The following is a 24,581-nucleotide window of genomic DNA, read 5'->3' as shown; positions in this document are numbered from 1 at the left end:
TTACGCCGACGACGTGCCGTTCCGGGACAACTCCGCGTCGGTGGTTTCCACCAAATGGATCACGTTTGAAATCAGCCGGCCCCGACCGGCCAGCAATACCAGCAATCCGAGCCCCGCGCCGACGCTCGCGACCGCGAACGCGCCCCGCGCGCCGGCCACTTCGCCGGCCCAGCCGGCCAGTCCCATGCCCAGCGCCGAACCCGCCCCGATCGCCGCCACCAGCCACGCGAACGCCTCGGTCACCGTGCCGCGTGGCGCCAACTCGTCGATCAGGGTGAACACGCACGCGATCGCCGGCGCCAGGAACACCCCGGAGAGCACCGCGAGCGGCACCATCAGCCACGGCCCGGGCACCGCGATCAGCGGCAGGTAACACACCGTCAGCCAGCACATGAACCACAACAACCGCCGGGCCGGCGGGGTCTGCCAGGCCCGCACCCCGTGCACCAGACCGCCCAACAGCGCACCGAACGACATCGCCGCCAGGAACACCCCGGACAGCGCGCCGGAGCCCTCGTGGTCCGCGTAGGCCACGGCCGCGACGCTGAGCACACCCAGCGCGATACCGGCCAAGGTGAACGCGACCAGGACCACCCGCAGGCCGGCCGAACGCAGCGCGCCCGCCCAGTGCGGGGTGTGCTGCTCGCCGCGCCAGACCCGGGAGGGCCGCGCGGTGGCCACGACCACCGTGCCCGCCACCCCGATCAGCCCGGTCAGCAACACGGCCCACTGCGCCGAGGCGAGTTGCACCACGACCACCACGATCAGCGGCCCCACGGTGAACAGGATCTCCTGCGCCGCGGCGTCCAGGGCGTACGCCGCCTGCACCCGCTCGGGCGTGAGCACCGAGGGCCACAACGCGCGCAGCCCCGCCTCCAGGGGCGGCGTGGTGAAACCGGCGACCAGCACCGCGCCCACCGCGAGCGGCAACGGATGCGCGCCCACCAGCGCGAAGACCGCGTAGGCCAGCGCCGAGACCAGCGCCGAGCCGAGCAACACGCCGGTCTGGCCGCGCCGATCCATCCACCGGCCCAGCACCGGCTGCCCGGCCGCGGTGGCCAGGCCGTAGACCGCGGACAACACGCCCGCGAGCCCGTAGCCGCCGCCGTCCGCGCGCACCAGCAACAACACCGCCAACGCGCCCATGCCGTTCGGCAATCGCCCGAGCAACGTGCCGCCGAGCAGCCGCGCCGCATACGGCACCCGAAGCAGGTCCAGATAGGTCCGCATGCGCGGTACCGCCCTCCCGTGCCGCGGCCGGCACGCTCCGATCATTATTTAGTCATACGTATGACTCCTGATCACCACTGTGCCGTCGGGCCGACCCGATGGCAAGCGGGTTCTACGCTGGGCCCGCACCGTCCCCGACACCGCCCGAGGTCCCCTTGCCGTCGCCCCAGCCCCCCGCCGGCCGTCCGACCAGCAAGGACGTCGCCAAACACGCCGGTGTGTCGCAGTCCACCGTGTCCCTGGTACTCGCCGACAAATGGCGCGGCCGGGTCTCCGCCACCACCGTCGAGGCGGTCCGCGACGCGGCCTCGGCTCTGGGCTACCGGCCCAACACCTCGGCCCGCTCGTTGCGGCTGGGCCGGACGCACACGGTGATGCTCGTCGTACCCGTGCTCACCTCGCCGTTCTTCGGCGCCGTGCACACCGGGGCCGCACAGGTCGCGGCCGAGCGCGACTTCGGCGTGGTGGTCTACCCCACCCGCGACGGCGTCGACCTGACCCCGAACCCGTTCTCCTCGGCCGCCATCGACGGCGTGCTGGCCTCCTCGATGGCCGCCGAACCGCTGGACGTGCTGCGCTCGGCCGGACCCGGCACCGAGGACCTGCCGCTGGTGATGCTGGACAGCGAACCCGGGCGTGGCGTGCCGACCGTGAACGACGACGTCGCCGACGGCATGCGGGCACTCGCCGAATACCTGGTCGACCTGGGCCACCGCCGGGTCGCCCGGCTGCGCTCCGCCGTGCAGAGCTGGACCTTCCGGGCCCGGGACGAGGCCTTCCGCGCCGCGCTCGGGCCCGCCGAGGTGGTCGCCGAGGCGCACGCGCCGCTGACCCTGGACGGCGGGCGCACGGCGGCCCTGGCGCTGCTCGCCTCGCCGGCCCGGCCCACCGTGCTGGTGTGCGACGACGACCTCCAGGCGGCCGGCGCCTACAAGGCGGCCCGCGCGCTCGGCCGCCGGGTGCCCCGGGACGTGTCCGTCACCGGCTTCGGCGACCTGCGCTACGCCCGCGTGGTCGAGCCGGAACTGACCACCGTGCGCCTGCCCGCCGTCGAACTGGGCGCGTGCGGCATGACCGCGCTGCTCGACCTGCTGGACACCGGCGACGCGGGCCCGGACGTGGTGCTGCCCGGCGAACTGCTGGTCCGCGGCTCGACCGCGCCCCCGGCGTCCGGCTGAACCGAACCCGACGCACGCGCGTCAGGGCCCGCGCACCGACGCGGTACGCGGGCCCTGTGACGTGCGCGGGACTACTCCTCGCCGGTCTCCGGCGTGGCCTCGGGCGCGGTCTCGGCCGCCCCTTCCGCATCGGCCTCGGCCGGCTCGGCGGCCGGCTCCGCCTCGCCGAGCAGGCGGGTCAACCGACCGCCCACCAGACGCTTGAACTTGCGCTGCTGCGGCCGGGTGCGATCCAGCGTGGCGACCTCCAACTGCGAGGCCGTGATCGAGCGCTTCTCGCCCACGCCGTCGCGCGAGAGCGCGTCCACCGCGACCTTGAGCGCGGCCTCGAGGGTGAGCCCCTCGCGGTGGTGGCGCTTGAGCTGCTCGGTGATCTGCTCGACGTTGCCGCCCATGGCGACGTAGTTGTGCTCGTCGGCCACCGAGCCGTCGTAGGTGAGCCGATAGATCTGGTCGTCCTCGGGCGCGCTGCCGACCTCGGCGACGATCAGCTCCACCTCGTACGGCTTCTCACCACCGCTGGAGAAGATCGTGCCCAACGTCTGGGCGTACACGTTCGCCAGGCCGCGGGCGGTGACGTCGTTGCGCGCGTACGAGTAGCCGCGGATGTCGGCGTAGCGCACGCCGCCGATCCGCAGGTTCTCGAACTCGTTGTACTTGCCCACCGCGGCGAACGCGATGCGGTCGTAGATCTCACTGATCTTGTGCAGGGCGCGAGAGTAGTTCTCCGCCACGAACAGGATGCCGTCCGCGTAGGTCAGCACGACCACACTGCGGCCGCGGGCGATGCCCTTGCGGGCATAGTCGGCCCGGTCCGCCATGGCCTGCTGCGGCGACACATAGAAAGGCGTCGTCACCGTGGAGTCCTTTTCGTCGAAGCCGGTCTCGATGGGTCGGCTGGTCGGGTCCTCGACATCGGCGTCACGTCAGCGGCGCGGTCGGGCCGTTGGGGTCGTCCATCCGGGCGTCGACCACGGCGCGGACGATCTCGCCGACCTCTTCCGAGGAGAGCCGGCGGATGCCGTCCTCGGTCACCAGGGTCACCACCGGGAAGATCCGCCGGGTCAGGTCCGGCCCACCCGTGGCGGAGTCGTCGTCGGCCGCGTCGTAGAGCGCCTGGATGCACACCGTGACGATGTCGTCGGCGTTCAGCCGGGGGCGGTACAGCTTCTTCAACGCGCCTCGGGCGAACAGCGAGCCCGAGCCCACCGAGTGGAAGCCGTGCTCCTCGGATCGGCCACCGGTGATGTCGTAGCTGAAGATCCGCCCGGTCCCGCCGTCGACGTCGTAACCGGCGAACAGCGGCACCACCGCGAGACCCTGCATGGCCATTCCGAGATTGCCGCGGATCATCTGCGACAGCCGGTTGGCCTTGCCCTCGAGGGACAGCGTGGTGCCCTCGATCTTCTCGTAGTGCTCCAGCTCGACCTGGAACAGCCGGATCATCTCGACCGCGAGGCCGGCGGTGCCGGCGATGCCCACGACCGAGTAATCGTCGGCCGGGAACACCTTCTCGATGTCCCGCTGTGCGATCAGGTTCCCCATCGTGGCCCGCCGGTCGCCGGCCATCACCACGCCACCGTCGAACGTCGCGGTCACGATCGTCGTGCCGTGCGGCGCCTCGATCGTCACGGGCTGCACCGGAGGCGTCCTACGCGCGGGCAACAGTTCGGGCCGGTAGGCGTCGAGAAATTCGGCGAACGAGGACGACCCGGGGGTCAGGAAGGCAGCCGGTAGACGCCCGGTGCCACGAGTGTTGGCTTCCACACGATCCCTTCCACATAGGTTGCGGCCCGGCGCAACGCGTCGGGTCGATCCTTGAACATGCCCAGTGCGGCATTGCAGTTGAAGCAGAGTACGGCTCGGACCCTACCGCTTTCGTGATCATGATCGACGTGTTCGGGCTTGGTGGACTGGCAGATCGGACATACGCCCATTTGGTCGGCGAGCATGCCCTGCAGGTCGGCCTCGGTGAGACCGTATTTGCGCATGAAGTATCCGGCTCGACCGTCGACTTTACGACACGATTTGCAGCGCGCCGCGAGACCGTCCCATTGTCGGGAGCTTTTATGCCATTCCGAATGCGGTTTGATCTGCTCACACTTCGGACAACGCTTGTGCCCCACCGGCACATCAACCTTCGGGCGCACCTTGAAACCCGCACGCTCGCGCCTGGCGCGATACGAGTGCGCCGCCCGCCTCCTATTGCACTCAAGGCAATAGAATGAAAGCCCGTCGGGACTTGTCGCGTTGGAGCCGAAGTCCCGAGCGGGCTTCCATCCCTTGCAGTCAGGGCAATTCTTGCCCGATTTCAAATCGGACATTTGTTACTATTCTCCACCCTTTTGGACAAATCCCCGAACGAATTCCTCAGCATTCTCCTCGAGCACCTCGTCGATTTCGTCCAATACCGAGTCGACATCGTCCGTCAACTTCTCGTGTCGTTCCTGCACGTCGGACTGCGCCTCGGTAGTGGTCTCGTCGACCTCTTCCGAGCGCTTAGTCGCGCGCTGTTGACCGCCGCTGTCCTTAGTGGCCATGTAGCTCACCCCACCTTGTGATCATTTCCTTGAACCGGTGCCTATCCATTCCTCGGAGCATCCACACCCCCGATCCCGAAGGATCGGGGGTGTAAGTGCCAACGAGTGTCGGATGCCAGGTGTTCCGGAACGGGATTTATCCGTTCATTCGCTTTGTTCCCGCGAACGAACGAGGTCACCCACCCGTGAGGGCGCGGACCAGATCCTCGGCTGTGCGGCAACGGTCGAGCAGGTCCTTCACGTGGGCCTTCGTCCCGCGCAGCGGTTCCAGGGTGGGTACCCGCTGGAGCGAGTCGTGACCCTCCACGTCGAAGATCACCGAATCCCACGACGCGGCGGCGACCTCGTCGGCGTACTGCTCCAGACATCGACCGCGGAAGTAGGCCCGGGTGTCCTCCGGCGGCAGGTGCACGGCGCGCTGCACCTCCGCCTCGCCGGCGATCCGCTCGAAACGGTCCTCCAGCTTGTTGTACAGGCCCTTGTCCGGCCGTACGTCCGCGTACTGGAGGTCGACCAGGTGCAGCCTGGGCGCGTCCCAGTCCAGCGCGTCGCGCTGCCGGTAGCCCTCCAGGAGCTGCAGCTTGGCCACCCAGTCCAACTCGCGCGAGAGCGACATCGGATCGGTCTCCAGCCGGGCCAGCACCGACTCCCAGCGGTCGAGCACGTCGGTGGTGTCCTCGTCGACGTCGGTGCCGAACCGGTTCTCGACGTACTTGCGGGCCAGCTCCAGATATTCGAGCTGAAGCTGGATCGCGGTCAGCTTGCGGCCGTTGCGCAGCGTGATCAGCTGCTTGAGGGTGGGGTCGTGGGAAACCTCGTGCAGCGTGCGCACGGGCTGGTCCACGGTCAGGTCGTTGCCGAGGAAACGATCCTCGATCATCGACAGGACCAACGCGGTGGTGCCGAGCTTGAGGTAGGTGGACACCTCGGACAGGTTGGCGTCGCCGATGATCACATGCAGGCGCCGATACTTCTCGGCGTCCGCGTGCGGCTCGTCGCGGGTGTTGATGATCGGCCGCTTGAGCGTGGTCTCCAGGCCGACCTCGACCTCGAAGTAGTCCGCCCGCTGGCTGATCTGGAAGCCGTGCGCGGAGCCGTCCTGGCCGATGCCGACCCGACCCGCGCCGCAGATCACCTGGCGGGAGACGAAGAACGGGGTCAGGTGTCGAACGATGTCGGCGAACGGCGTGGCGCGCTGCATGAGGTAGTTCTCGTGCGTGCCGTAGGACGCGCCCTTGTTGTCGGTGTTGTTCTTGTACAGCAGGATCTGCTGCCCGCCGGGCAACTCGCCGGCCCGCCGGGCGGCCTCGGCCATGATGCGTTCGCCGGCCTTGTCCCAGATCACCGCGTCGCGCGGATTGGTGGTCTCGGGCGCGCTGTACTCCGGGTGGGCGTGGTCGACGTAGAGCCGAGCCCCGTTTGTCAGGATCACATTGGCGAGGCCGACGTCCTCGTCGGTCAACTGGCTCGAGTCGGCCAGTTCGCGCGCGAGGTCGAACCCGCGCGCGTCGCGCAGCGGGTTTTCCTCCTCGAAGTCCCAGCGGGCCCGGCGGGCCCGCTGCATCGCTGCGGCGTACGCGTTCACGATCTGGGAAGACGTCAACATCGCGTTGGCGTTCGGATGCCCGGGTACGGAGATCCCGTACTCGGTTTCAATGCCCATCACACGCCGGACGGTCATGCGACCCCCTCGTCCCTCACCCGGCCGGTACCCGATCCACACTCACCGTGGTCCGGGTACACCCTGGTCATGCTGCCGAGCCTATTGCCGTTGGATTGCCTTGGGGATACGGCCGGAACTATTGCCCTGTGCGGAAATGTCGTCCCGGAACGGCGCCGCGGCCCGTGTTCGACCTGAACACGGGCCGCGGTGTCGGTGGTCAATCGGTACTCGATCGGGATCAGAGGTACTGACCGGTGTTGGCCACGGTGTCGATGGAGCGCCCGGCCTCGTCGCCCTGCTTGCCCGAGACCAGAGTGCGGATGTAGACGATCCGCTCGCCCTTCTTGCCGGAGATCCGCGCCCAGTCGTCGGGGTTGGTGGTGTTGGGCAGGTCCTCGTTCTCCTTGAACTCGTCGACGCACGCGGCGAGCAGGTGGGCCACCCGGATGCCCTTCTGGCGGTGCTCCAGGAAGTCCTTGATCGCCATCTTCTTCGCGCGGCCCACGATGTTCTCGATCATCGCGCCGGAGTTGAAGTCCTTGAAGTACAGGGTCTCCTTGTCACCGTTGGCGTAGGTGACCTCCAGGAAGCGGTTCTCGTCGTTCTCCGAGTACATCCGCTCCACGGCGACCTGGATCATGCCGGTGACGGTGGCCGCCCGGTTGCCGCCGTGTTCCACCAGATCGTCGTCGTGCAGCGGCAGCGAGACCTTGAGGTACTTGGCGAAGATGTCCTTGGCCGCCTCGGCGTCCGGACGCTCGATCTTGATCTTCACGTCGAGCCGCCCCGGCCGCAGGATGGCCGGGTCGATCATGTCCTCGCGGTTGGAGGCGCCGATCACGATGACGTTCTCCAGGCCCTCCACGCCGTCGATCTCGGACAGGAGCTGCGGGACGATGGTGTTCTCCACGTCCGAGCTGACGCCCGATCCTCGGGTGCGGAAGAGCGAGTCCATCTCGTCGAAGAAGACGATGACGGGCGTGCCCTCGCTGGCCTTCTCCCGCGCCCGTTGGAAGACCAGGCGGATGTGCCGCTCGGTCTCGCCGACGTACTTGTTGAGCAGCTCGGGGCCCTTGATGTTGAGGAAGTAGCTCTTGCCCTGTTCGTTGCCCTGGGCCTCGGCGACCTTCTTCGCGAGCGAGTTGGCGACCGCCTTGGCGATCAACGTCTTGCCGCAGCCGGGGGGGCCGTAGAGCAGGATGCCCTTGGGCGGACGGAGCTCGTGCTCCTTGAACAGGTCGGGGTGCAGGTAGGGCAGCTCGACCGCGTCCCGGATCATCTCGATCTGGTTCCGCAGACCGCCGATCTTGGTGTAGTCGATGTCCGGAACCTCTTCGAGGACCAGTTCCTCGACCTCGCTCTTGGGCACCCGCTCGTAGACGTAGCCCGATCGCGAATCGAGCAGCAACGAGTCCCCCGCACGCAGCGGGGAGTCCAGGAGCGGTTCGGCGAGGCGCACCACGCGCTCCTCGTCGGTGTGCCCGATGACCAGCGCTCGTTCGCCGTCCTCCAGCAGCTCCTTGAGCATCACCACGTCGCCGACGCGCTCGAACTCCATCGCGTCGACCACGTTCATGGCCTCGTTGAGCATGACCTCCTGGCCACGCCGGAGTTCGTCGAGTTCGATGTTGGGGCTGACGTTCACCCGGAGCTTGCGCCCGCCGGTGAAGATGTCCGCCGTGCCGTCCTCGTTGGCCTGTAGGAACACGCCGAACCCCGAGGGGGGTTGGGCGAGTCGGTCCACTTCCTCCTTGAGGGCCACGATCTGGTCGCGGGCCTCCCTCAAGGTCGCGACCAATCGCTCGTTCTGTGTGGTCATTCCGGCCAAGGACGTCTGAAGGTCGACGACCCGCTCCTCGAGCAAACGGCTCTGGCGCGGTGAGTCGGCGAGCTTGCGACGCAGGACGGCGACTTCCTGCTCTAGAAAAGAAACCTGGCTTACGAGGTCGTCCGTACCCCGAGCCGGCCTCCCACCACGGTTCATGTCGTCGTCGTGGACTGCCACGGCCCTCACCTCCTCCTGGGAGCTGCGACGTCTCCGACCCTACCTACGGCAGGAGGGGTTGAAACCCCTTGATCAGCAAGACTGTCCGGGCGTGTCCGATCTTCACCCGTGCGATTGCCCCCACGCTTGTGAGGATCAGATACCCACCTCACCACGTCGGGAAGCAGGCGCGAGTAGGGTCTGTCGGGCGCGTGTCGATACGAATCGGTGAAGAGTGAGGCCCATGTCCGCAGAAAACGAACCTCTCGAGGTCTGGATCGATCAGGATCTCTGCACCGGGGACGGCATCTGCGTGCAATACGCGCGCGAGGTCTTCGAGCTGGACATCGACGGGTTGGCGTACGTCAAGGGTGCCGACGACGAGCTGCGCACCGAGCCGGGCGCGGTGGTCCCGGTGCCCGGGCCGCTGCTCGTGGAAGTGATCGACGCCACACGCAAGTGTCCGGGAGAATGCATCCACATGCGTCGGGTTTCCGACGGCGTCGAGGTGTATGGCCCGGACGTGGCCTGAATTCCGCTTCGTACACCGGTGTCTGGCGACGCGTCAGATCCGGTCGGCACCGAGTGGAGTCAGTCGCCAACGAAGTGTTCCGGCGAGGTCGGGACAGCAGCGGGGCACGTCCGGCGCGGACCAGCCCAGGGTGCGCGCGGTGATCGTGTCGCCGCTGCGGGTGACCTCGCTCACCTGGAGGCCCTCGTCGGTGTCGAGCAGGGTGGCCACCAGTCGGGGTGAACCCTGGTCCGCGTCGGCATAGGCCAGCAGCGCGGCGGGTGGGCTGCCGGAGCCGGCCGCGCACTCGACCCGAACCACGGTGGGGCCGGTGGGATCGGTCAACACGGTCCCGATCCGGGTTCCGACGCCCGGGCAGTCGAGCGGGAACACGACGTTCGCGAGTTCCGCCTCCGTCGGCCCGCCCGCGGTGCGGCCGCGGCTGCCTGCGAGTGGCACGGTCCGGGCCGCTTCGGGGGCATGACCCACCGATTGGCCCTGATTCGATGTGTTCGCGGGGTTCTCGCCCGGTTGCAGGGTGCGCGGTGCGGCCGGTGGGTCCTGCTGGTTGGGGCGGTGTCGGGCGGGCGCGGTGACGCCCGGTATACCCCCGTCCAGCGAGGCCGCGGCCCAGATCACCAGGCCGGCGCCCACGATGAACACGAACACGATGGCCGCGGTGGCGAAGGCTATGCCGTTGCGGACGTCGGGGACCTCGACGTGCCGGGGCACGGAGGTGTCGGGTGGTGCGTCGGTGGTCACGAGCCCGCGGGAACTGTCGCCGCGCACGGGCCGGGTCTCGAAGTGATCGTCCGCCACGGTGGACGACCCTATGCGGCGGGCCGGGCCCTGGTATAGAGTCCCGGCCCGCCTTGTCTCAACCATTGCCTGACGATGGGTCAGGGTTCGAGCGGGGCACCGGATTCCGCGCCGGGGCCGGCGTAGTCGTCGCCGTAGGAGCCCTTGGACGGGCGGCGCCGGCGCAGCGGCGGCTCGACCCCGTCGGCGAGGCGTCGGGCGGTGACCAGGAAGCCGGTGTGACCGATCATCCGGTGGTCGGGGCGGACCGCGAGTCCTTCGACGTGCCAGGAGCGGACCATCGACTCGAACGGCTGCGGTTCGGTGAAGCAGTTCATCACGCGCATGGTCTCCACGGTGCGCGAGAGCTGCGTGGTGGTGGCCACGTAGCAGCACACCAGACCGCCGGGGGCGAGTGCCTTGTAGACCGCGTCCAGGCATTCCCAGGGCGCGAGCATGTCGAGGATCACCCGGTCGACCCCGGTCTCCACGAGGTTGTCCTGGAGGTCGCCGACGGTGAGCTTCCACGCGGGGTGGGGCGCGCCGAAGTAGCGCTCGACGTTCTTGCGGGCGATGTCCGCGAAATCCTGTCGACGTTCGTAGGAGGCGAGCTGCCCGGTGTCGCCGATGGCGCGGAGCAGGAAGGTGCTCAGCGCGCCGGAGCCGACGCCGGCCTCGACGACGCGGGCGCCGGCGAAGATGTCGGCCATCGCGAGGATCTGGCCGGCGTCCTTCGGGTAGATCACCGCGGCACCGCGGGGCATGGACAGGACGAAGTCGGGGAGCAGAGGTCGCAGCGCGAGGTAGTCGGTGTTCCCGGTGGACCGTACGACGGTCCCTTCGGGAGCGCCGATCAGCGCGTCGTGTTGAAACGAGCCCTTGTGGGTGTGGAACGCCTTGCCCGCTTCGAGCGTGAAGGTGTGGTGGCGGCCCTTGGGATCGGTCAGCTGAACCTGGTCCCCGACCTGGAAGGGTCCGCGCCTGCGCGCGGCACCGGTCGGTTCGGACATGGGGGTCAGCCTAGTCGGTCGTGGGCGACGCTCCGACGCGTGGGTGCGGGCCCCGTGGGGGTCAAACCCGGACTCGGTTGCATAGCATCTTGGACGTGACTGATTCGAGCAGGCCGCAGGGACGCAGGATGCGGCAGGACGACGCCCCGCGCCGGGAGCCGAGGCGTGGCCTGCTCATGGGGCGCCCCTTCGGGGTGCCGGTTTACGTCGCGCCGACCTGGTTCGTGATCGCCGCGGTGATCACGGTGTTGTTCGCGCCGACCTTCGAGAGTCTGTTCCCGAATCTGGGTCCGTGGCGCTTCGTGTTGTCGTTCGGCTTCGCGGTGTTGTTGTACGTGTCGGTGCTGGTGCACGAGTTGGCGCACGCGGTGACGGCGTTGCGGCTGGGCCTGCCGGTGCGGCGGATCACCATCCAGTTTCTGGGCGGGGTGTCCGAGATCGACAAGCCGGAGACGGCTCGGCACGAGTTCCTGGTGTCGGCGGCGGGTCCGGCGTTGTCGCTCGTCCTCGGTGGCGGGTTCTGGGTGATCGGCCTGGCCTTGGACGTGGACACGTTGGCGGGGCGGATGATCGCGTTGTTGGCGGTGTCCAATCTGCTGGTGGCGGCGTTCAATCTGCTGCCGGGGCTGCCGTTGGACGGTGGCCGGATGTTGCGGGCGGTGGTGTGGCGGGTCAGCGGTCGGCCGTTGGCGGGCACAATCGCGGCGTCCTGGGCCGGACGGGTGCTGGCCGTGGTGGTGTTGGTCGCGGCGGCGGTGTGGTCGTTGGGCGCGGACGCCGGGGCGCGGACGTACACGTTGATCTTCGGTGCGTTGGTGGCCGGATTCATGTGGGCGGGTGCGGTGCAGTCGCTGCGCGCGGAGCGGCTCCGGGAGCGGTTGCCGCAGTTGCGGGTGCGGGTGTTGACCCGGCGGGCGATTCCGGTGGCGGCGGATGTGCCGTTGTCGGAGGCGCTGCGGCGGGCGCACGAAGAGGGTGCGCGCGGGTTGGTGGTGGTGGACGGGGGCGGCGAACCGACCGGGCTGGTGCGTGAGGCCGCGGTGTTGGCGACGCCGGAGCATCGACGACCGTGGGTGGCGGTGGGGCCGTTGGCGCGGGATCTGGTGCCGGGGATGAAGGTGGGCGCGGATCTGGCCGGGGAGGATCTGCTGGTGGCGATGCGGGCGGCGCCGGCGAGTGAGTACCTGGTGGTGGAGTCGGACGGCGAGGTGTACGGGGTGTTGTCCCGGACGGATGTCGAGCATGCGTTTTTGGCCATGATGCGGGGTTGAGGGCGGGGCTTTCGGCGGCACGCGCCGGCCGGGCCGGGTGGGTGGGTCAGGGTGCCGGGGTGATGGTGATGGTGTAGCGGCCGCTGCCGGTTGTGGTGATTCGGGCCGTGTTGTCGCGGGTCTCGGTGTGGGTGCGGCCGGGACCGGTGATGCGGATGGTCGGGGGCTTGGCGTAGACGTCCTTGGGGAGGGCGATCTCGGTGGGGCCGTCGGCGCCTCGGCGGGTGCCGAAGGTCAGCGTGTAGGTGCGGGTGTCCGGGTCGTAGCGGTAGCTCTCCGGGTCGCCGGCCACGGCGCGGGCGTAGGGCTGCACGAGCAGCTTGTTGTTGGGCTTCATCCGGCCGTCGGCGTCCAGGGTGCAGTAGCCGCCGCCGTTGCACCATTGCCAGCCGGCCCAGCCGCTCGCGAACCGGTCCATGGCCGCGGTCATTCGTCGGTAGAACAGCGGGATGTTGGGCAGCGACTGGTCCGGCGGGCCCCACTCCCCCACGATCACCGGGAGCTTGTTCGCCTTGGGGTAGGCGCCGATCGCGGCCTCGTAGTTCTCGATGAAGCCGCCGTCGGGGTCGTAGTCGGCGCCGGTCTCCATCGCGCTCTCGTAGAAGTGCGGGGCGTAGGCGACCTTGTCGTCGGTGATCGGGCCGAGCGCGGTGGGCAGGCCGAGGCCGACCACGGGGGTGGGTTCGACCAGGATCCAGTTGCGGCGGTCGACCAGGCGGATCGCGTCGGCGAGCCGGTTCCACATGTCGGTGATCTGGGTGGATTCGAGCCGGGCGGCGGCGGTGGGGATGTCCTCGCCGTCGCGGAAGCGGCCCATCGGTTCGTTCATCAGGTCGTAGCCGAGCACGGCGGGGTGTCGGCCGAAGGTCGCGGCGACCTTGATCCACATCTCGGCGTGCGCGCGCCGGAGGTCGCGATCCCCGTACAGGTGGTCGAACGCGGCCTGCACGCCCGGGGTGTAGTACTCGGCGAACCAGTCGCCGGGCACCGGTTCGTAGGGCAGGCCCTCGTCCTGGGTGGTCCATTCCGGGTTGCCGCGGTGGTCGTTGAAGTACGGCCCGTAGATGTCCTGGTGGGCGTCCAGGACGACCTTGACGCGGTACTTGTCGGCCCAGCCCAGGATCTTGTGGATCCGGGCCAGGTAGTCGCGGCTGTACCGGCCGGGGCGCGGCTCCAGGTCGTCCCAGAAGAAGAGCACCCGGGCCAGGTTGAAGCCGCGTTCGGACAGTTCGCGGAACTGGGTCTCGGTGACGTCCTTGAACGCGTCCGCGCCGCGGTGCTCCTTGTCGCCGATGTTGAAGCCGCGCCACTGGGTCGCCCGACCGTGCTCGTCGGCGATGAAGGTGCGATCGCCGACGGTGACCTTGTCCGGCGTGCGGCCGTGCCGGTCGCCGTGCGCGTACGCGGGGGCGGGCAGGCTCGCCAGGAGCAGGCCGGCCGCGAGCGCGGCGGCGGCGTGCGTACGGGGGCGGGTGAGGACGCGCATGGGACCTCCGTCGAGGTGCGGATGGGGTGCCTGGGACTCGCGGGTGCCGGGACTCTACTGAGCGGTAGCGACGATTGACAGGGGCTGCGGCCGCTGGGGTGCACAGGGTGTCGCCGCGCGCGCTTAGGGTGGTCGGCATGAGCGTCAGCCCCTCCGAAACCACCCCTGCCGAGGAATCCCCCGCGGCCGAGCCGGCCGCCGAGTCCGCGAGCGTCGTGGTGCCCGCTCCGGCCGGCGAGCGGACCCCGCGGCCGCCGGTGTCCTTGTCGCCGTCGCGGGCCGCGGACTTCATGCAGTGTCCGTTGCTGTATCGGCTGCGGGTGATCGACAAGCTGCCGGAGAAGCCGAGTGCGGCGGCGACTCGCGGCACGGTGGTGCACACCGTCCTGGAGCGCCTGTTCGACCTGCCGAGCGGGGAGCGCACCGCAGCCCGGGCGGTGGCCATGGTGCGGCCGGCGTGGGACGAGTTGTTGGCCGAACGGCCGGAGTTGGCCGAGTTGTTCGGCGAGGACGCCGCGAGCCTGGGCACCTGGTTGCGGCATGCGGACGAGTTGGTCGAGCGCTACTTCACGCTGGAGGATCCCAACCGCCTGGAGCCGGCTCGGCGCGAGCTCTACGTGCAGACGACGCTGGACGACGGCCTGGTGCTGCGCGGGATCGTGGACCGGCTGGACGTGGCGCCGGCGGGCGATCTGCGGGTGGTGGACTACAAGACGGGCAAGGCGCCGTCGCCGATGTTCCGGGACAAGCCGCTGTTCCAGATGAAGTTCTACGCGCTGGTGTTGTGGCGCGAGCACGGGCGGGTGCCGCGTCGGTTGCAGCTCGTGTATCTGGGCAGCGGCGACGTGATCACCTACGACCCGGACGAGAGCGAACTGATCGCGGTGGAGCGCAAGTTGCGGGCGCTGTGGGAGGCGATCGACCTGGCCACCCGGACCGGCGAGTGGCTGCCGCGCAAGTCCAAGTTGTGCGGGTGGTGCGATCACCGGGAGGTGTGCCCCGAGTTCGGTGGCACACCCCCGGTGTATCCGCTGCCGGTGGTGCCGGCCCGGGGCCCGTCCGAGGAGGCTCCCGCCTTCGGCTAGACCCCGCCCGGCGGATCCTGGTGGAGATCGGGTGGGTCTAGATCGCGCCGGGGCGCACCAGGCCGCTCTCGTAGGCGTAGACGGCGGCCTGGACCCGGTCGCGCAGGCCGAGTTTGGTCAACACGTGGCCGACGTGGGTCTTGACCGTGGTCTCGCTGACGTAGAGCTCGGCGGCGATCTCGGCGTTGGACATCCCGCGCGCGACCAGCCGCAGTACCTCCACCTCGCGTTCGGTGAGCATCGCGAGCGTGTCGGGGGTGGGGTCCTCGGCGGAGGGCAGCCGCGCGGCGTACATGTCCAGGAGTCGCCGGGTGATGCTCGGCGCGAGCAGCGCCTCGCCCTCGGCGATCACCCGGATCGCGGTGACCAGGTCGTCGGCGGGCACGTCCTTGAGCAGGAAGCCGCTCGCGCCCGCGCGCAGCGCCTCGACCACGTATTCGTCCAGGTCGAACGTGGTGAGCACGAGCACTCGGGCGGTGTTCTCCCCGTCCCGACCGGAGCCGGCGATCCGCCGGGTGGCCTCGACGCCGTCCATGCGGGGCATGCGGATGTCCATCAGCACGACGTCGGGCTGCAGGGCGCGGACCTGTTCGACGGCCTGTTCGCCGTCGGCGGCCTCGCCGACGACGGCGATGTCGGGCTCGGCCTCCAGGATCATCCGGAAGCCGGTGCGCAGCAGTGGCTGATCGTCGACCAGGATGACGCGGATCGTCATGGGCGGGTCTGCTCCAGTCGGTCGGGGGCGGCACCGTCCGGCGGCGCGGCGGTGTCGGTGGTGTTCGTGGCGGACAGGGGGATGCGCGCGAGGACCTCGAAGCCGTCCTGGGCCCGCGGTCCCGCGTACAGGCGTCCACCGTAGAGGGAGACCCTCTCACGCATGCCGAGCAGGCCGTGTCCGGTGCGGTCGCCGGTGGGTACGGTGGTGCCGCCTCGGCCGTCGTCGGCGACGCGCACCAGCAGTTCGCTGCGGCTGTAGCGCAGCAGCACCCTGGCCTCGGCGGGGCCGGCGTGCTTGAGCGTGTTCGTGAGGGCTTCCTGGACGATCCGGTAGGCCGCCAGGTCGATGCCCGGTGGGAGCTCGCAGGGGGCGCCTTCGAGGGACAGCTCGACCGGGAGCCCGGCCTCGCGGACCTGGGTGACCAGCGTGTCGAGTTGGTCCAGGCCCGGCTGGGGTGCGTTGTGGCCCTCGTTGGGGCCGCCGACGGCGTCGGTGGTGTCGCGCAGGATGCCCACCAGGCGGCGCATCTCGACCAGGGCGCCCCGGCCGGTCTGTTCGACCGCCGCCATCGCCTCCTTCGCCCGGTCCGGGTTGCGCGCGACCATGCGCTGCGCGGCGGACGCCTGCACGGTCATCACCGAGACGTGGTGCGCGACCACGTCGTGCAGTTCGCGGGCGATGCGACCGCGTTCCTCGGCGATCGCCGCGCGGGTGTCCGCTTCGCGGGTGCGCTCCAGGCGGTCGGCCCGGGCCTCCAGCTCGGCGGTGTAGGCGCGCCGGAATCCGACGCTGCGGGCGAAGGCCCAGACCGCGAACATCGCGGCCATGTTGGCGACCACGTCGAGGAAGACGATGTTGCTGTCGCGCAGCGCCAGCCACACGATGGTGGCGCTCTCGGTGAAGGCGAGCGCCGCCGCGGCGGGCACTCGGGAGCGGCCGATGGCGACCGCGTACAGCGCGACGATCTGCCCCAGTCCGGCCCCGGCGGACTCGTAGTGCGCGCCGGCCAGGATCAGCCCGGCGACGCTGACCCAGATCAGCACCCGCAGCGAGTGGGCCCCGCGCCACAGCAGTGGGACGGCGGTGAGCAACGCGAGCAGGATGCCCCAGATGTCCGGGTCGCGGACGTTGCGCATGCCCAGGTCGCGGAAGTACAGGCCGCCCACGGCGAACACCGACAGCAGCACCACCAGGGCCACGTCGAGCACGCCGGGGCGCGGCCACGGCTGGCGGGCGTCGCGGTCGAGTTCGTGGGCGATGTCGGCGAGGCAGGCGCGTGCTCGGGCGAGCCCGGGCAGGCCATCGCTGGGTCCGGGTCGGGCTGGGGTCCCGGCGGGGGTGTCCGGGTCGGGGGTCACGGCGCGCACACCCTTACGGTAGGGCCCCTGGCCGGGGCTTTTGACCCCCTGGGGGCCCGGTCTCGTCCCCTGGGAGGAGCGGTGGGCCGATCTCCTCCTCCGGAGGGAGTCGCGGTCCGTACTCAACGGTCTGGCGGGATGGGCAAGGGGATGCGGAGAACGCGAGGGACTTCCCTGAAGCCCTGGTCTTCCCGATCGCCAACACTGGACAACACACGGGGAACCCGGGAACGGGAACCTCGGGGCTGTACTACGGGGGTAGTACGGGGGTTCGGGCCCTTGGGTCCGGACGGAGCACGGCCGACCTCTCGGCGGTCACGGGGACGGGGGAAACCGCCGCCGGGAGGTCGAGCAGAACCGACGGGGAAGCAGTACGGGTCGGAGCACGGGGGCTCCGGCACGGGGGAATGGCAGTACACGGGGAAACGCAGTTGCACGGGGAAATGTAGTACCGGGGGAACGCAGTACGGGGGAAACACGGGGATGTGGGAGCGGGCGGGCCTTCGGGCCCGTCCGCTCCCACCCGTTTGTGCCCCCGGCGGCGGGTGGCCCGCCGCGCTCGACGGGCGCGGCGGCCGGCCGTTCGGGCTCAGCGGGCGACGCGGGCCCGGGCCAGTTCGCCCAGGAAGTCGAGGTCGACCTCTTCGAGGGATTCCACGACGGTGCGCGTCGGCGCGGGCGGGATCGGCGTCATGCTGGGCACCGCCAGGACCGCGCAGCCGGCCGCCTCGCCGGAGGCGATGCCGGTGGGTGAGTCCTCGACGACCACGCAGGCCCACGGGTGCGCGCCGAGCCGGCGGGCCGCGGTCAGGTACGGGTCGGGGTGCGGCTTGGTGCGGGCGATCTCGTCGCCGGCCAGGGTGAAGCGGAAGTGGTGGGCGCCGATCGAGGGCAGCACCGCGTCCACGATGACCCGTTGCGAGGCGGTGACCAGCGCGCCGGGCACGCCGGCCTCGTCGACCTCGGCGAGCAGCCGCTTGGCGCCGGGGCGCAGGTCCACGCCGTCGCGCAGCGCGGCGACCATGCCGGCGTTGATCCGGCGTTCGAGCTCGGCGGGCGCGACGTCGAGGCCGGAGACCGCGAGCAGGTAGGCGACGGCGGGCTCCATCGGGCTGCCGAGCAGGTGCTCGGCGTGTTGCGCGGTGAGGGTGAAGCCGAGGTCGGCCATCACGGCGGTCTCGGTGGCGAACCAGTTGCGTTCGGTGTCGACGAGGGTGCCGTCCATGTCGAACAGGACCGCCTCGAGGCCGTGGCCCGGGCGGATCCCGGGCGTGGTCGTGAGCGCTGCCGTCATCGTGTGGCCGCCTCTCCCCCGGTACGGGAAATCGTGGTGTGGATGAAGTTGGTGAATCTCCTCACGCGGGTTCTCCAGGAGGTTGCATCCACCGGTCGGCTCCGGTGGGTCCTCGATTGTGCGGCTCCGTCAGGCTTGGGGCAACCGCCGAACGGGGTCGTATACGGAAACGATGACCGAAGCGGTCACGGCGAGTGGGTCGGCCAGCTCGGCGATCGCGGATCGTAGTCGGGTGGGGTCGGTGTGCCAGGCGCTGGGGCCCATCGCCACCACGCCGGCGATCGCGGTGTGGTCGAGCGCCATGGTGAAGGTGACCCGCTCGCGCCGGCGCACGGTGAACCACGGCGCGAGTTTGGCGTCGATGCGCTCCTGCTTGTCCGGGTCGACCTGGAGCAGGTCGAGCGCGGGCACCAGTTGGGCCAGGTGTCCCGCGGTGGGTGCGACCACCACCAGGGCGCCGTCGGCGGCCAGGATGCGGTGCAGCTCGGGCGGGTTGCGGGGGGCGAACACGTTGAGCACCCGGGCCGCGGCGCCGGTGCGCACCGGCAGCGGACGCCACGCGTCGCACACCGCTGCGCCCAGTCGCGGGTGGGCGCGGGCGGCTCGGCGCAGCGCGTATTTGGAGATGTCCAGGGCCAGCCCGTACCGCTGGGGCTGGGTGTCGAGCACGCGGGCGAGGTGGTGTCCGGTGCCGGCGCCGACGTCGACGAGGGTTCCGGGCACCGCGTCGGCGCAGGCGGTGCCCAGTGCGTCGCCGATCGGGTCGTAGTGGCCGGCGCCGAGGAAGTCGACGCGGGCGGCGACCATGGCGGCGGTGTCGGCGGTGCCCACCGAGCCCGCTCCGGTGAGCAGGTTGACGTAGCCCTGTCGGGCGATGTCGAAGGTGTGTCCGGCGGCGCAGCGCAGGCCGGCGTCGGCCTGCGCGAGGTCCGCGCCGCAGTGCGGACAGGCGAGGGTTTCCACGACGTCGCCGAGCATGTGCCTCGTTCGTGCCGCCGGGGCGGCCGGGGCGGGTGGGCCCGGCCGTCGCCGGTATGGATGGGGTGGTGGGTCAGCGGGCGTTGAAGTAGTTCGCCTCGGGGTGGTGCAGCACGATCGCGTCGGTGGATTGTTCCGGGTGGAGCTGGAACTCCTCGGACAGTTCGACGCCGATTCGCTCCGGCTTCAGCAGCTCGGTGATCTTGGCCCGGTCCTCGAGGTCGGGGCAGGCGCCGTAGCCGAGCGAGAAGCGCGCGCCGCGGTAGTGCAGCTTGAGCATGCCGTCCAGGTCGCCGGGGTCTTCGCCGGCGAAGCCGAGTTCGGCGCGCACCCGGGCGTGCCAGTATTCGGCCAGGGCCTCGGCGAGTTGCACCGACAGGCCGTGCAGTTCGAGGTAGTCGCGGTAGGCGTTGTCGGCGAACAGCTTGGCGGTGGCGTCCGACAGGCGCGGGCCCATGGTGGCGATCTGGAAGCCGACCACGTCGATCTCGCCGGATTCCTCCGGGCGGAAGAAGTCGGCCAGGCACAGGTGCCGGTCGCGGCGCTGGCGCGGGAAGGTGAAGCGGGTGCGCTCGTTGCCGGCGTCGTCGAGCACGATCAGGTCGTCGCCCTTGGACACGCACGGGAAGTAGCCGTAGACCACGCCGGCGTCGAGCAGGTTGTCGGTGACGATCCGGTCGAGCCAGTAGCGCAGCCGGGGCCGGCCCTCGGTTTCGACCAGTTCCTCGTAGGAGGGCCCGTCGCCTCCGCGGGTGGGCTTGAGGCCCCATTGGCCCATGAAGGTGGCGCGCTCGTCCAGCCAGGACGCGTAGTCGTTGAGCTGGATGCCCTTGACCACTCGGTCGCCCCAGAACGGCGGGGTGGGTACCGGGTTGTCGGTCGCCACGTCCGAGCGGGTGGGCATGTCCTCGGGTTCGGTCTCGATCACCTTGGCGGCGGCCACCTTGCGCCGGCGCAGCGCGGGCAGTTCCGCGCCGGGCACGCCGCGCTTGACGCCCATCAGGGCGTCCATCAGGCGCAGGCCCTCGAAGGCGTCGCGGGCGTAGCGGACCTCGCCGGCGTAGATGTCGTAGAGGTCCTCTTCGACGTAGGCGCGGGTCAGGGCGGCGCCGCCGAGGATGACCGGGTAGCCGGCGGCCAGGCCGCGGGTGTTCAGCTCCTGGAGGTTTTCCTTCATGATCACGGTGGACTTGACCAGCAGGCCGGACATGCCGATCACGTCGGCGCGGTGTTCCTCGGCGGCTTCCAGGATGGCCGAGACGGGCTGCTTGATGCCGATGTTGACGACGTTGTAGCCGTTGTTCGACAGGATGATGTCGACCAGGTTCTTGCCGATGTCGTGCACGTCGCCCTTGACGGTGGCCAGCACGATGGTGCCCTTGCCGTCCTCGCCTTCGACCTTTTCGATGTGCGGTTCCAGGTGCGCGACGGCGGACTTCATCACCTCGGCGGACTGGAGGACGAAGGGCAACTGCATCTGGCCGGAGCCGAAGAGTTCGCCGACGACCTTCATGCCGGCCAGGAGGGTGTCGTTGATGATCACCAGTGCGCTGCGCTCGCGCAGGGCCTGGTCCAGGTCTTCTTCGAGGCCGGCCCGCTCGCCGTCGATGATCCGGCGCTCCAGTCGCTCGTCGAGCGGGAGGGCGGCCAGTTCCTGGGCGCGGGTGGCGCGCACCGACTTGGCGTCGACGCCCTCGAACAGTTCCAGGAAGCGCTGGAGCGGGTCGTAGCCTTCGCGGCGCCGGTCGTAGACCATGTCGAGGGCGACTTCGCGCTGCTCCTCGGGGATGCGCGCCATCGGCAGGATCTTGCTGGCGTGCACGATCGCCGAGTCGAGGCCGGCTTCGATGCATTCGTTGAGGAAGACCGAGTTGAGCACGATGCGTGCGGCCGGGTTGAGGCCGAAGGAGACGTTGGACAGGCCCAGGGTGGTCTGTACGTCGGGGTGGCGGCGCTTGATCTCGCGGATCGCCTCGATCGTCTCGATGCCGTCGCGCCGGGTCTCCTCCTGGCCGGTGCCGATCGGGAAGGTGAGCGCGTCGATGATGATGTCGGAGACCTTGATCCCCCACTCGCCGGTGAGGGCGGTGATCAGCCGCTCGGCGACTCGGACCTTCCATTCGGCGGTGCGGGCCTGGCCCTGTTCGTCGATGGTCAGCGCGACGACGGCGGCGCCGTGTTCCTTGACCAGCGGCATGATTCGGCGGAAGCGCGAGGTGGGGCCGTCGCCGTCCTCGTAGTTGACCGAGTTGACCACGGCGCGCCCGCCGAGGAGTTCCAGGCCGGCTTCGAGCACCTCGGGTTCGGTGGAGTCGAGCATGATCGGCAGGGTGGAGGCGGTGGCCAGGCGACCGGCCAGGGCCTTCATGTCGGCGACGCCGTCGCGACCGACGTAGTCGATGTTGAGGTCGAGCATGTGGGCGCCGTCGCGGGTCTGGTCGCGGGCGATGTCGAGGCAGTCGTCGTAGCGGCCTTCGAGCATGGCCTCGCGGAACGCCTTGGAGCCGTTGGCGTTGGTGCGCTCGCCGATGGACAGGTAGGACAGGTCCTGGCGGAAGGGCACCGATTGGTACAGCGACGCGGCGGCGGGTTCGTGCCGGGGGTTGCGGGGGGTGAGTTCGCGGCCGTGCACGCGCTCGACGACGGCCTTGAGGTGCGCGGGGGTGGTGCCGCAGCAGCCGCCGACCAGGGCCAGGCCGTATTCGCGGGTGAAGCTGTCGTGCGCGTCGGCCAGTTCCTGGGGGGTGAGCGGGTAGTGCGCGCCGTCCTTGGTCAGGATCGGCAGGCCGGCGTTGGGCATCGCGGTGACTCCGATGCCGGCGTGCTTGGCCAGGTGGCGCAGGTGTTCGCTCATCTCGACGGGGCCGGTGGCGCAGTTGAGCCCGATGAAGTCGATGCCCAGCGGTTCCAGGGCGGTCAGCGCGGCGCCGATCTCGGAGCCCATCAGCATGGCGCCGGTGGTCTCGACGGTGACCTGGGCGAAGATCGGCAGGTCGACGCCGGCCTTCTTCAGCGCCCGCTGCGAGCCGATGATCGAGGCTTTGGTCTGGAGCAGGTCCTGGCTGGTCTCGATGAGCAGGGCGTGCGCGCCGCCGTCGATCAGGCCGGCCGCGTTGATCTCGAACGCGTCGCGCAGCGTGGCGAAGGGCACGTGGCCCAGGCTGGGCAGCTTGGTGCCGGGGCCGATCGAGCCGAGCACCCAGCGCGGGCGGTCGGGGGTGGAGTAGCCGTCGGCCACTTCGCGGGCGATCCGGGCGCCGGCTTCGGCGAGCTCGTAGATGCGGTCCTGGATGTCGTACTCGCCCAGGTTGCCGAGGTTGGTGCCGAAGGTGTTGGTCTCGACGCAGTCCACGCCGACGTCGAAGTATTCCTTGTGCACGTTGCGCACGATGTCGGGACGCGTGACGTTGAGGACCTCGTTGCAGCCTTCGTGGCCCTGGAAGTCGTCCATGCTCGGGTCCTGGGCCTGGAGCATGGTTCCCATCGCTCCATCGGCGACGACGACGCGGGTGGCGAGGGCTTCACGAAGCTGCTGCGGGGTGGCTGTCATGGGAATGCGTCTCCGATGGGTGCGACGGCTGTCGGCTTGCCCGGGTCCGTCGAGACGGGTCGGGCCGGAGCGCCAGCTTAATGCGATCGGCGCGCACGGCCCGGTGGCGCGCGGGTGACGTCGCCCACTGGTCACCGGATGCTCACGTGTGTTCACCGGCGCGTTCGGGCCGTGTTTGCGGTTCGGTTGCCCGGTGGCGCCCGGATTTCACTGTGGGCGAAGTCGACGCGGGCGGGTCTGGTCGAGGGTGTCTCAACCCGTAATGTGGGGACCGTACAGCTCTCGCGGCCCCGGGGACGGGTGCCCGCGGCGCACGGATCCCGGCCCCGGCCGGAAGGAGGCACTGGGTGATCGAGCTCGACGACCTGCCCGAGCTGATCGACCCGGTCATGGTGGCCGCATTCGAGGGGTGGAACGACGCGGGCGATGCCGCTTCCGCCGCGATCGAGCACCTCGACCGGGTCTGGAAGGGCGAGGTGTTCGCGGCCCTGGATGCCGAGGACTACTACGACTTTCAGGTGAATCGTCCGACGATATGGCTGGATGGGGACACTCGGCGGATCACCTGGCCGACCACTCGGCTCTCGGTGGTCCGGCTGGCCGAGCCGCGCCGCGACCTGGTGCTGGTGCACGGCATAGAGCCGAATCTGCGCTGGCGTTCGTTCTGCAACGAACTCTTGGGCTTCGCACACGAGTTGGGCGTGGAGACGGTGGTCGTGCTGGGCGCGATGCTGGGCGATGCGCCGCACTCGCGGCCGGTCCCGGTCAACGGCACCACGTCGGACCCGGTGGTGGCCGCGAACGTGGGTCTGGAGCAGTCCCGGTACGAGGGGCCCACGGGCATCGTGGGCGTGTTCCAGGAGGCCTGCGCGCACGCGGGCATGCCGGCGTTGACGTTTTGGGCGTCGGTGCCGCACTACGTGGCGCAGCCGCCCTCGCCGAAGGCCACGCTGGCGCTGTTGCGCAAGCTGGAGGACTTCCTGGACCTGACCGTGCCGATGGGCGAATTGGCCGAGGACGCGCGGGCCTGGCAGGTGGGGGTGGATCAGCTCGCGGCCGAGGACACCGAGGTCGCCGAGTACGTGCGCTCGCTGGAGGCCGCGCGCGACACCGAGGACCTGCCCGAGGCGTCCGGCGATGCGATCGCGGCCGAGTTCGAGCGGTATCTCAAGCGCAAGGGTGATCAGCCCGAGGGGTGATCGGCGCGACGCGACGCCGGCGCCTCGGGGCGTGGCGTCGGGTGCTCAGGCCGGGCGGCGCAGTTGCAGTGTGGAGAGCGGGATGAAGCCGCCGGGGCCCGGCTCGGCGGCGGCGTCGGGGCCGGCGAGGCGGCGCAGCATGGCCAGGGCGATGCGTTCGCCCTGGGCCTTGGCCCGTTCCGCGCGCGGTCCGGCGAAGCCGCCGTCGACACTGGCCCGCCAGAGCTGGACCCAGCGGCCGAAGTGTCGGGCGGTCAGCGGTTCGGCCCGGTGCAGCACGCGATGCACGGCGAGCGCGTCGCCGCGGTAGTCGGCGGTGCGCAACAGGGCGCGTTCCCAGAAGTCGGTGATCCGGGGCAGGTGTGCGGCCAGGTCGGTGCCGGCGATCTCGGTGAAGTAGGCGCCGATGACCGGGTCGGCGAAGGCCGCGCCGTAGAAGCGGCGGAGCAGGGTGTCCAGGTCGGCGCGGGTGGTGATGTCGGCGCGCCCGGCGGCGGGCGGCGCGATGCCCGCGGGTGGCGCGTCCGGGTCGAGGGTCGGCTGCGGTATGAGGTCCATCGGTGCTCGCCGTTCGCCGTGCATGTGGGCCACCTTACGGCGCGGGCGGCGGGGGCGACCCGGGCCGAACGGCCCGGGCGGGGGGGGGGGGGGGGCGCCCCCCCCCCCGCCCAGGGCGGACCCGCCCGGCCCCCCGCCGGGCAGCCGGGGACGTGGGTGGGTTTGTTTAA

At 70.2% G+C, this 24,581-nt stretch carries 21 protein-coding genes; 5 read left to right on the top strand and 16 right to left on the bottom strand.

Features of this window, described 5'->3' with window-relative positions; translation table 11 throughout:
* On the bottom strand, nt 1–1,230 hold the full coding sequence (locus ACFXMF_RS28155; protein ID WP_360306346.1) for an MFS transporter: 1,230 nt from the start codon (nt 1,228–1,230) through the stop codon (nt 1–3).
* Nucleotides 1,231–1,385: 155 nt separating this feature from the next.
* Here ACFXMF_RS28155 and ACFXMF_RS28150 point away from each other — a divergent pair, with 155 nt between their 5' ends.
* Complete coding sequence (locus ACFXMF_RS28150) at nt 1,386–2,408, top strand: LacI family DNA-binding transcriptional regulator (RefSeq protein ID WP_379990897.1); 1,023 nt, start codon at nt 1,386–1,388, stop codon at nt 2,406–2,408.
* A 71-nt stretch (nt 2,409–2,479) separates the two neighbouring features.
* Here ACFXMF_RS28150 and prcA read toward each other — a convergent pair whose 3' ends face one another.
* The 6 genes from prcA to arc all read right to left on the bottom strand — a co-directional run bounded on the left by prcA (nt 2,480) and on the right by arc (nt 8,616).
* Entirely contained in the window at nt 2,480–3,265 is a 786-nt protein-coding gene (gene prcA / locus ACFXMF_RS28145) for a proteasome subunit alpha (RefSeq protein WP_360306350.1), read from the bottom strand.
* Nucleotides 3,266–3,329: 64 nt separating this feature from the next.
* Nucleotides 3,330–4,175 (bottom strand): proteasome subunit beta, encoded by an 846-nt coding sequence (prcB, locus tag ACFXMF_RS28140; protein WP_360306352.1) that lies wholly within the window; start codon nt 4,173–4,175, stop codon nt 3,330–3,332.
* Nucleotides 4,127–4,732, bottom strand: coding sequence for an endonuclease VII domain-containing protein (locus ACFXMF_RS28135; protein WP_360306354.1), 606 nt, complete (start codon nt 4,730–4,732; stop codon nt 4,127–4,129). The genes prcB and ACFXMF_RS28135 overlap by 49 nt, the downstream gene beginning before the upstream one ends.
* 6 nt (nt 4,733–4,738) lie before the next feature.
* Entirely contained in the window at nt 4,739–4,948 is a 210-nt protein-coding gene (locus tag ACFXMF_RS28130) for a ubiquitin-like protein Pup (RefSeq protein ID WP_360306356.1), read from the bottom strand.
* Nucleotides 4,949–5,123: 175 nt separating this feature from the next.
* Entirely contained in the window at nt 5,124–6,629 is a 1,506-nt protein-coding gene (gene dop / locus ACFXMF_RS28125; RefSeq protein ID WP_360306359.1) for a depupylase/deamidase Dop, read from the bottom strand.
* 220 nt (nt 6,630–6,849) lie between these two features.
* Complete coding sequence (gene arc, locus ACFXMF_RS28120) at nt 6,850–8,616, bottom strand: proteasome ATPase (RefSeq protein ID WP_360306362.1); 1,767 nt, start codon at nt 8,614–8,616, stop codon at nt 6,850–6,852.
* Nucleotides 8,617–8,839: 223 nt separating this feature from the next.
* Here arc and ACFXMF_RS28115 point away from each other — a divergent pair, with 223 nt between their 5' ends.
* Nucleotides 8,840–9,127 carry a ferredoxin gene (locus ACFXMF_RS28115; RefSeq protein ID WP_360306365.1) on the top strand — a complete coding sequence of 96 codons (288 nt, stop codon included), beginning with the start codon at nt 8,840–8,842 and terminating at the stop codon, nt 9,125–9,127.
* Between the two features lie 33 nt (nt 9,128–9,160).
* On the opposite strand, the gene ACFXMF_RS28110 is transcribed toward ACFXMF_RS28115, so the two are convergent.
* The gene (locus tag ACFXMF_RS28110; protein ID WP_360306368.1) at nt 9,161–9,925 is read right to left on the bottom strand and encodes a hypothetical protein; all 765 of its coding nucleotides are present in this window, start codon (nt 9,923–9,925) and stop codon (nt 9,161–9,163) included.
* A gap of 80 nt (nt 9,926–10,005) precedes the next feature.
* Entirely contained in the window at nt 10,006–10,914 is a 909-nt protein-coding gene (locus ACFXMF_RS28105; protein WP_360306371.1) for a tRNA (adenine-N1)-methyltransferase, read from the bottom strand.
* A gap of 95 nt (nt 10,915–11,009) precedes the next feature.
* Here ACFXMF_RS28105 and ACFXMF_RS28100 point away from each other — a divergent pair, with 95 nt between their 5' ends.
* Nucleotides 11,010–12,185, top strand: a complete 1,176-nt coding sequence (locus ACFXMF_RS28100; RefSeq protein WP_360306374.1) for a site-2 protease family protein — start codon at nt 11,010–11,012, stop codon at nt 12,183–12,185.
* A 46-nt stretch (nt 12,186–12,231) separates the two neighbouring features.
* On the opposite strand, the gene ACFXMF_RS28095 is transcribed toward ACFXMF_RS28100, so the two are convergent.
* The gene (locus ACFXMF_RS28095; RefSeq protein WP_379991898.1) at nt 12,232–13,671 is read right to left on the bottom strand and encodes a cellulase family glycosylhydrolase; all 1,440 of its coding nucleotides are present in this window, start codon (nt 13,669–13,671) and stop codon (nt 12,232–12,234) included.
* A 137-nt stretch (nt 13,672–13,808) separates the two neighbouring features.
* Here ACFXMF_RS28095 and ACFXMF_RS28090 point away from each other — a divergent pair, with 137 nt between their 5' ends.
* Nucleotides 13,809–14,756 (top strand): PD-(D/E)XK nuclease family protein, encoded by a 948-nt coding sequence (locus ACFXMF_RS28090; RefSeq protein ID WP_360306380.1) that lies wholly within the window; start codon nt 13,809–13,811, stop codon nt 14,754–14,756.
* Nucleotides 14,757–14,793: 37 nt separating this feature from the next.
* Here the strand turns inward: ACFXMF_RS28090 and ACFXMF_RS28085 are convergent, their stop codons facing one another.
* The 5 genes from ACFXMF_RS28085 to metH form a co-directional block, all read right to left on the bottom strand.
* Nucleotides 14,794–15,471, bottom strand: a complete 678-nt coding sequence (locus ACFXMF_RS28085) for a response regulator transcription factor (protein WP_020552051.1) — start codon at nt 15,469–15,471, stop codon at nt 14,794–14,796.
* On the bottom strand, nt 15,468–16,841 hold the full coding sequence (locus ACFXMF_RS28080; protein WP_360306383.1) for a sensor histidine kinase: 1,374 nt from the start codon (nt 16,839–16,841) through the stop codon (nt 15,468–15,470). Before ACFXMF_RS28080 ends, ACFXMF_RS28085 begins: the two co-directional genes overlap by 4 nt.
* Nucleotides 16,842–17,421: 580 nt before the next feature.
* A complete protein-coding gene (locus ACFXMF_RS28075) occupies nt 17,422–18,126 on the bottom strand; it encodes an HAD family hydrolase (protein WP_379992348.1) in 705 nt (234 codons plus the stop codon).
* Between the two features lie 129 nt (nt 18,127–18,255).
* Nucleotides 18,256–19,104, bottom strand: coding sequence for a putative RNA methyltransferase (locus ACFXMF_RS28070; protein WP_360306389.1), 849 nt, complete (start codon nt 19,102–19,104; stop codon nt 18,256–18,258).
* Between the two features lie 73 nt (nt 19,105–19,177).
* Nucleotides 19,178–22,654, bottom strand: coding sequence for a methionine synthase (metH, locus tag ACFXMF_RS28065; protein ID WP_360306392.1), 3,477 nt, complete (start codon nt 22,652–22,654; stop codon nt 19,178–19,180).
* Between the two features lie 347 nt (nt 22,655–23,001).
* Here metH and ACFXMF_RS28060 point away from each other — a divergent pair, with 347 nt between their 5' ends.
* The gene (locus tag ACFXMF_RS28060) at nt 23,002–23,853 is read left to right on the top strand and encodes a PAC2 family protein (protein WP_379992349.1); all 852 of its coding nucleotides are present in this window, start codon (nt 23,002–23,004) and stop codon (nt 23,851–23,853) included.
* 45 nt (nt 23,854–23,898) lie between these two features.
* On the opposite strand, the gene ACFXMF_RS28055 is transcribed toward ACFXMF_RS28060, so the two are convergent.
* Nucleotides 23,899–24,435, bottom strand: a complete 537-nt coding sequence (locus ACFXMF_RS28055) for a group III truncated hemoglobin (protein ID WP_360306395.1) — start codon at nt 24,433–24,435, stop codon at nt 23,899–23,901.
* Nucleotides 24,436–24,581: the final 146 nt, after the last annotated feature.

The sequence above is a fragment of the Embleya sp. NPDC059213 genome, assembly GCF_042754445.1.
Classification (GTDB): domain Bacteria; phylum Actinomycetota; class Actinomycetes; order Streptomycetales; family Streptomycetaceae; genus Embleya.
Note: the sequence above shows the minus strand (reverse complement) of the source record. Positions and strands in the feature narration are given on the sequence as shown.

Bases quoted from the DNA above. Each gene is read 5' to 3' on its own strand.
- ACFXMF_RS28155 (WP_360306346.1), bottom strand. From the start codon at position 1,230: ATGCGGACCTATCTGGACCTGCTTCGGGTGCCGTATGCGGCGCGGCTG.
- ACFXMF_RS28135 (WP_360306354.1), bottom strand. From the start codon at position 4,732: ATGTCCGATTTGAAATCGGGCAAGAATTGCCCTGACTGCAAGGGATGG.
- ACFXMF_RS28130 (WP_360306356.1), bottom strand. From the start codon at position 4,948: ATGGCCACTAAGGACAGCGGCGGTCAACAGCGCGCGACTAAGCGCTCG.
- dop (WP_360306359.1), bottom strand. From the start codon at position 6,629: ATGACCGTCCGGCGTGTGATGGGCATTGAAACCGAGTACGGGATCTCC.
- ACFXMF_RS28115 (WP_360306365.1), top strand. From the start codon at position 8,840: ATGTCCGCAGAAAACGAACCTCTCGAGGTCTGGATCGATCAGGATCTC.
- ACFXMF_RS28105 (WP_360306371.1), bottom strand. From the start codon at position 10,914: ATGTCCGAACCGACCGGTGCCGCGCGCAGGCGCGGACCCTTCCAGGTC.
- ACFXMF_RS28095 (WP_379991898.1), bottom strand. From the start codon at position 13,671: ATGCGCGTCCTCACCCGCCCCCGTACGCACGCCGCCGCCGCGCTCGCG.
- ACFXMF_RS28090 (WP_360306380.1), top strand. From the start codon at position 13,809: ATGAGCGTCAGCCCCTCCGAAACCACCCCTGCCGAGGAATCCCCCGCG.
- ACFXMF_RS28085 (WP_020552051.1), bottom strand. From the start codon at position 15,471: ATGACGATCCGCGTCATCCTGGTCGACGATCAGCCACTGCTGCGCACC.
- ACFXMF_RS28075 (WP_379992348.1), bottom strand. From the start codon at position 18,126: ATGACGGCAGCGCTCACGACCACGCCCGGGATCCGCCCGGGCCACGGC.
- ACFXMF_RS28070 (WP_360306389.1), bottom strand. From the start codon at position 19,104: ATGCTCGGCGACGTCGTGGAAACCCTCGCCTGTCCGCACTGCGGCGCG.
- metH (WP_360306392.1), bottom strand. From the start codon at position 22,654: ATGACAGCCACCCCGCAGCAGCTTCGTGAAGCCCTCGCCACCCGCGTC.
- ACFXMF_RS28055 (WP_360306395.1), bottom strand. From the start codon at position 24,435: ATGCACGGCGAACGGCGAGCACCGATGGACCTCATACCGCAGCCGACC.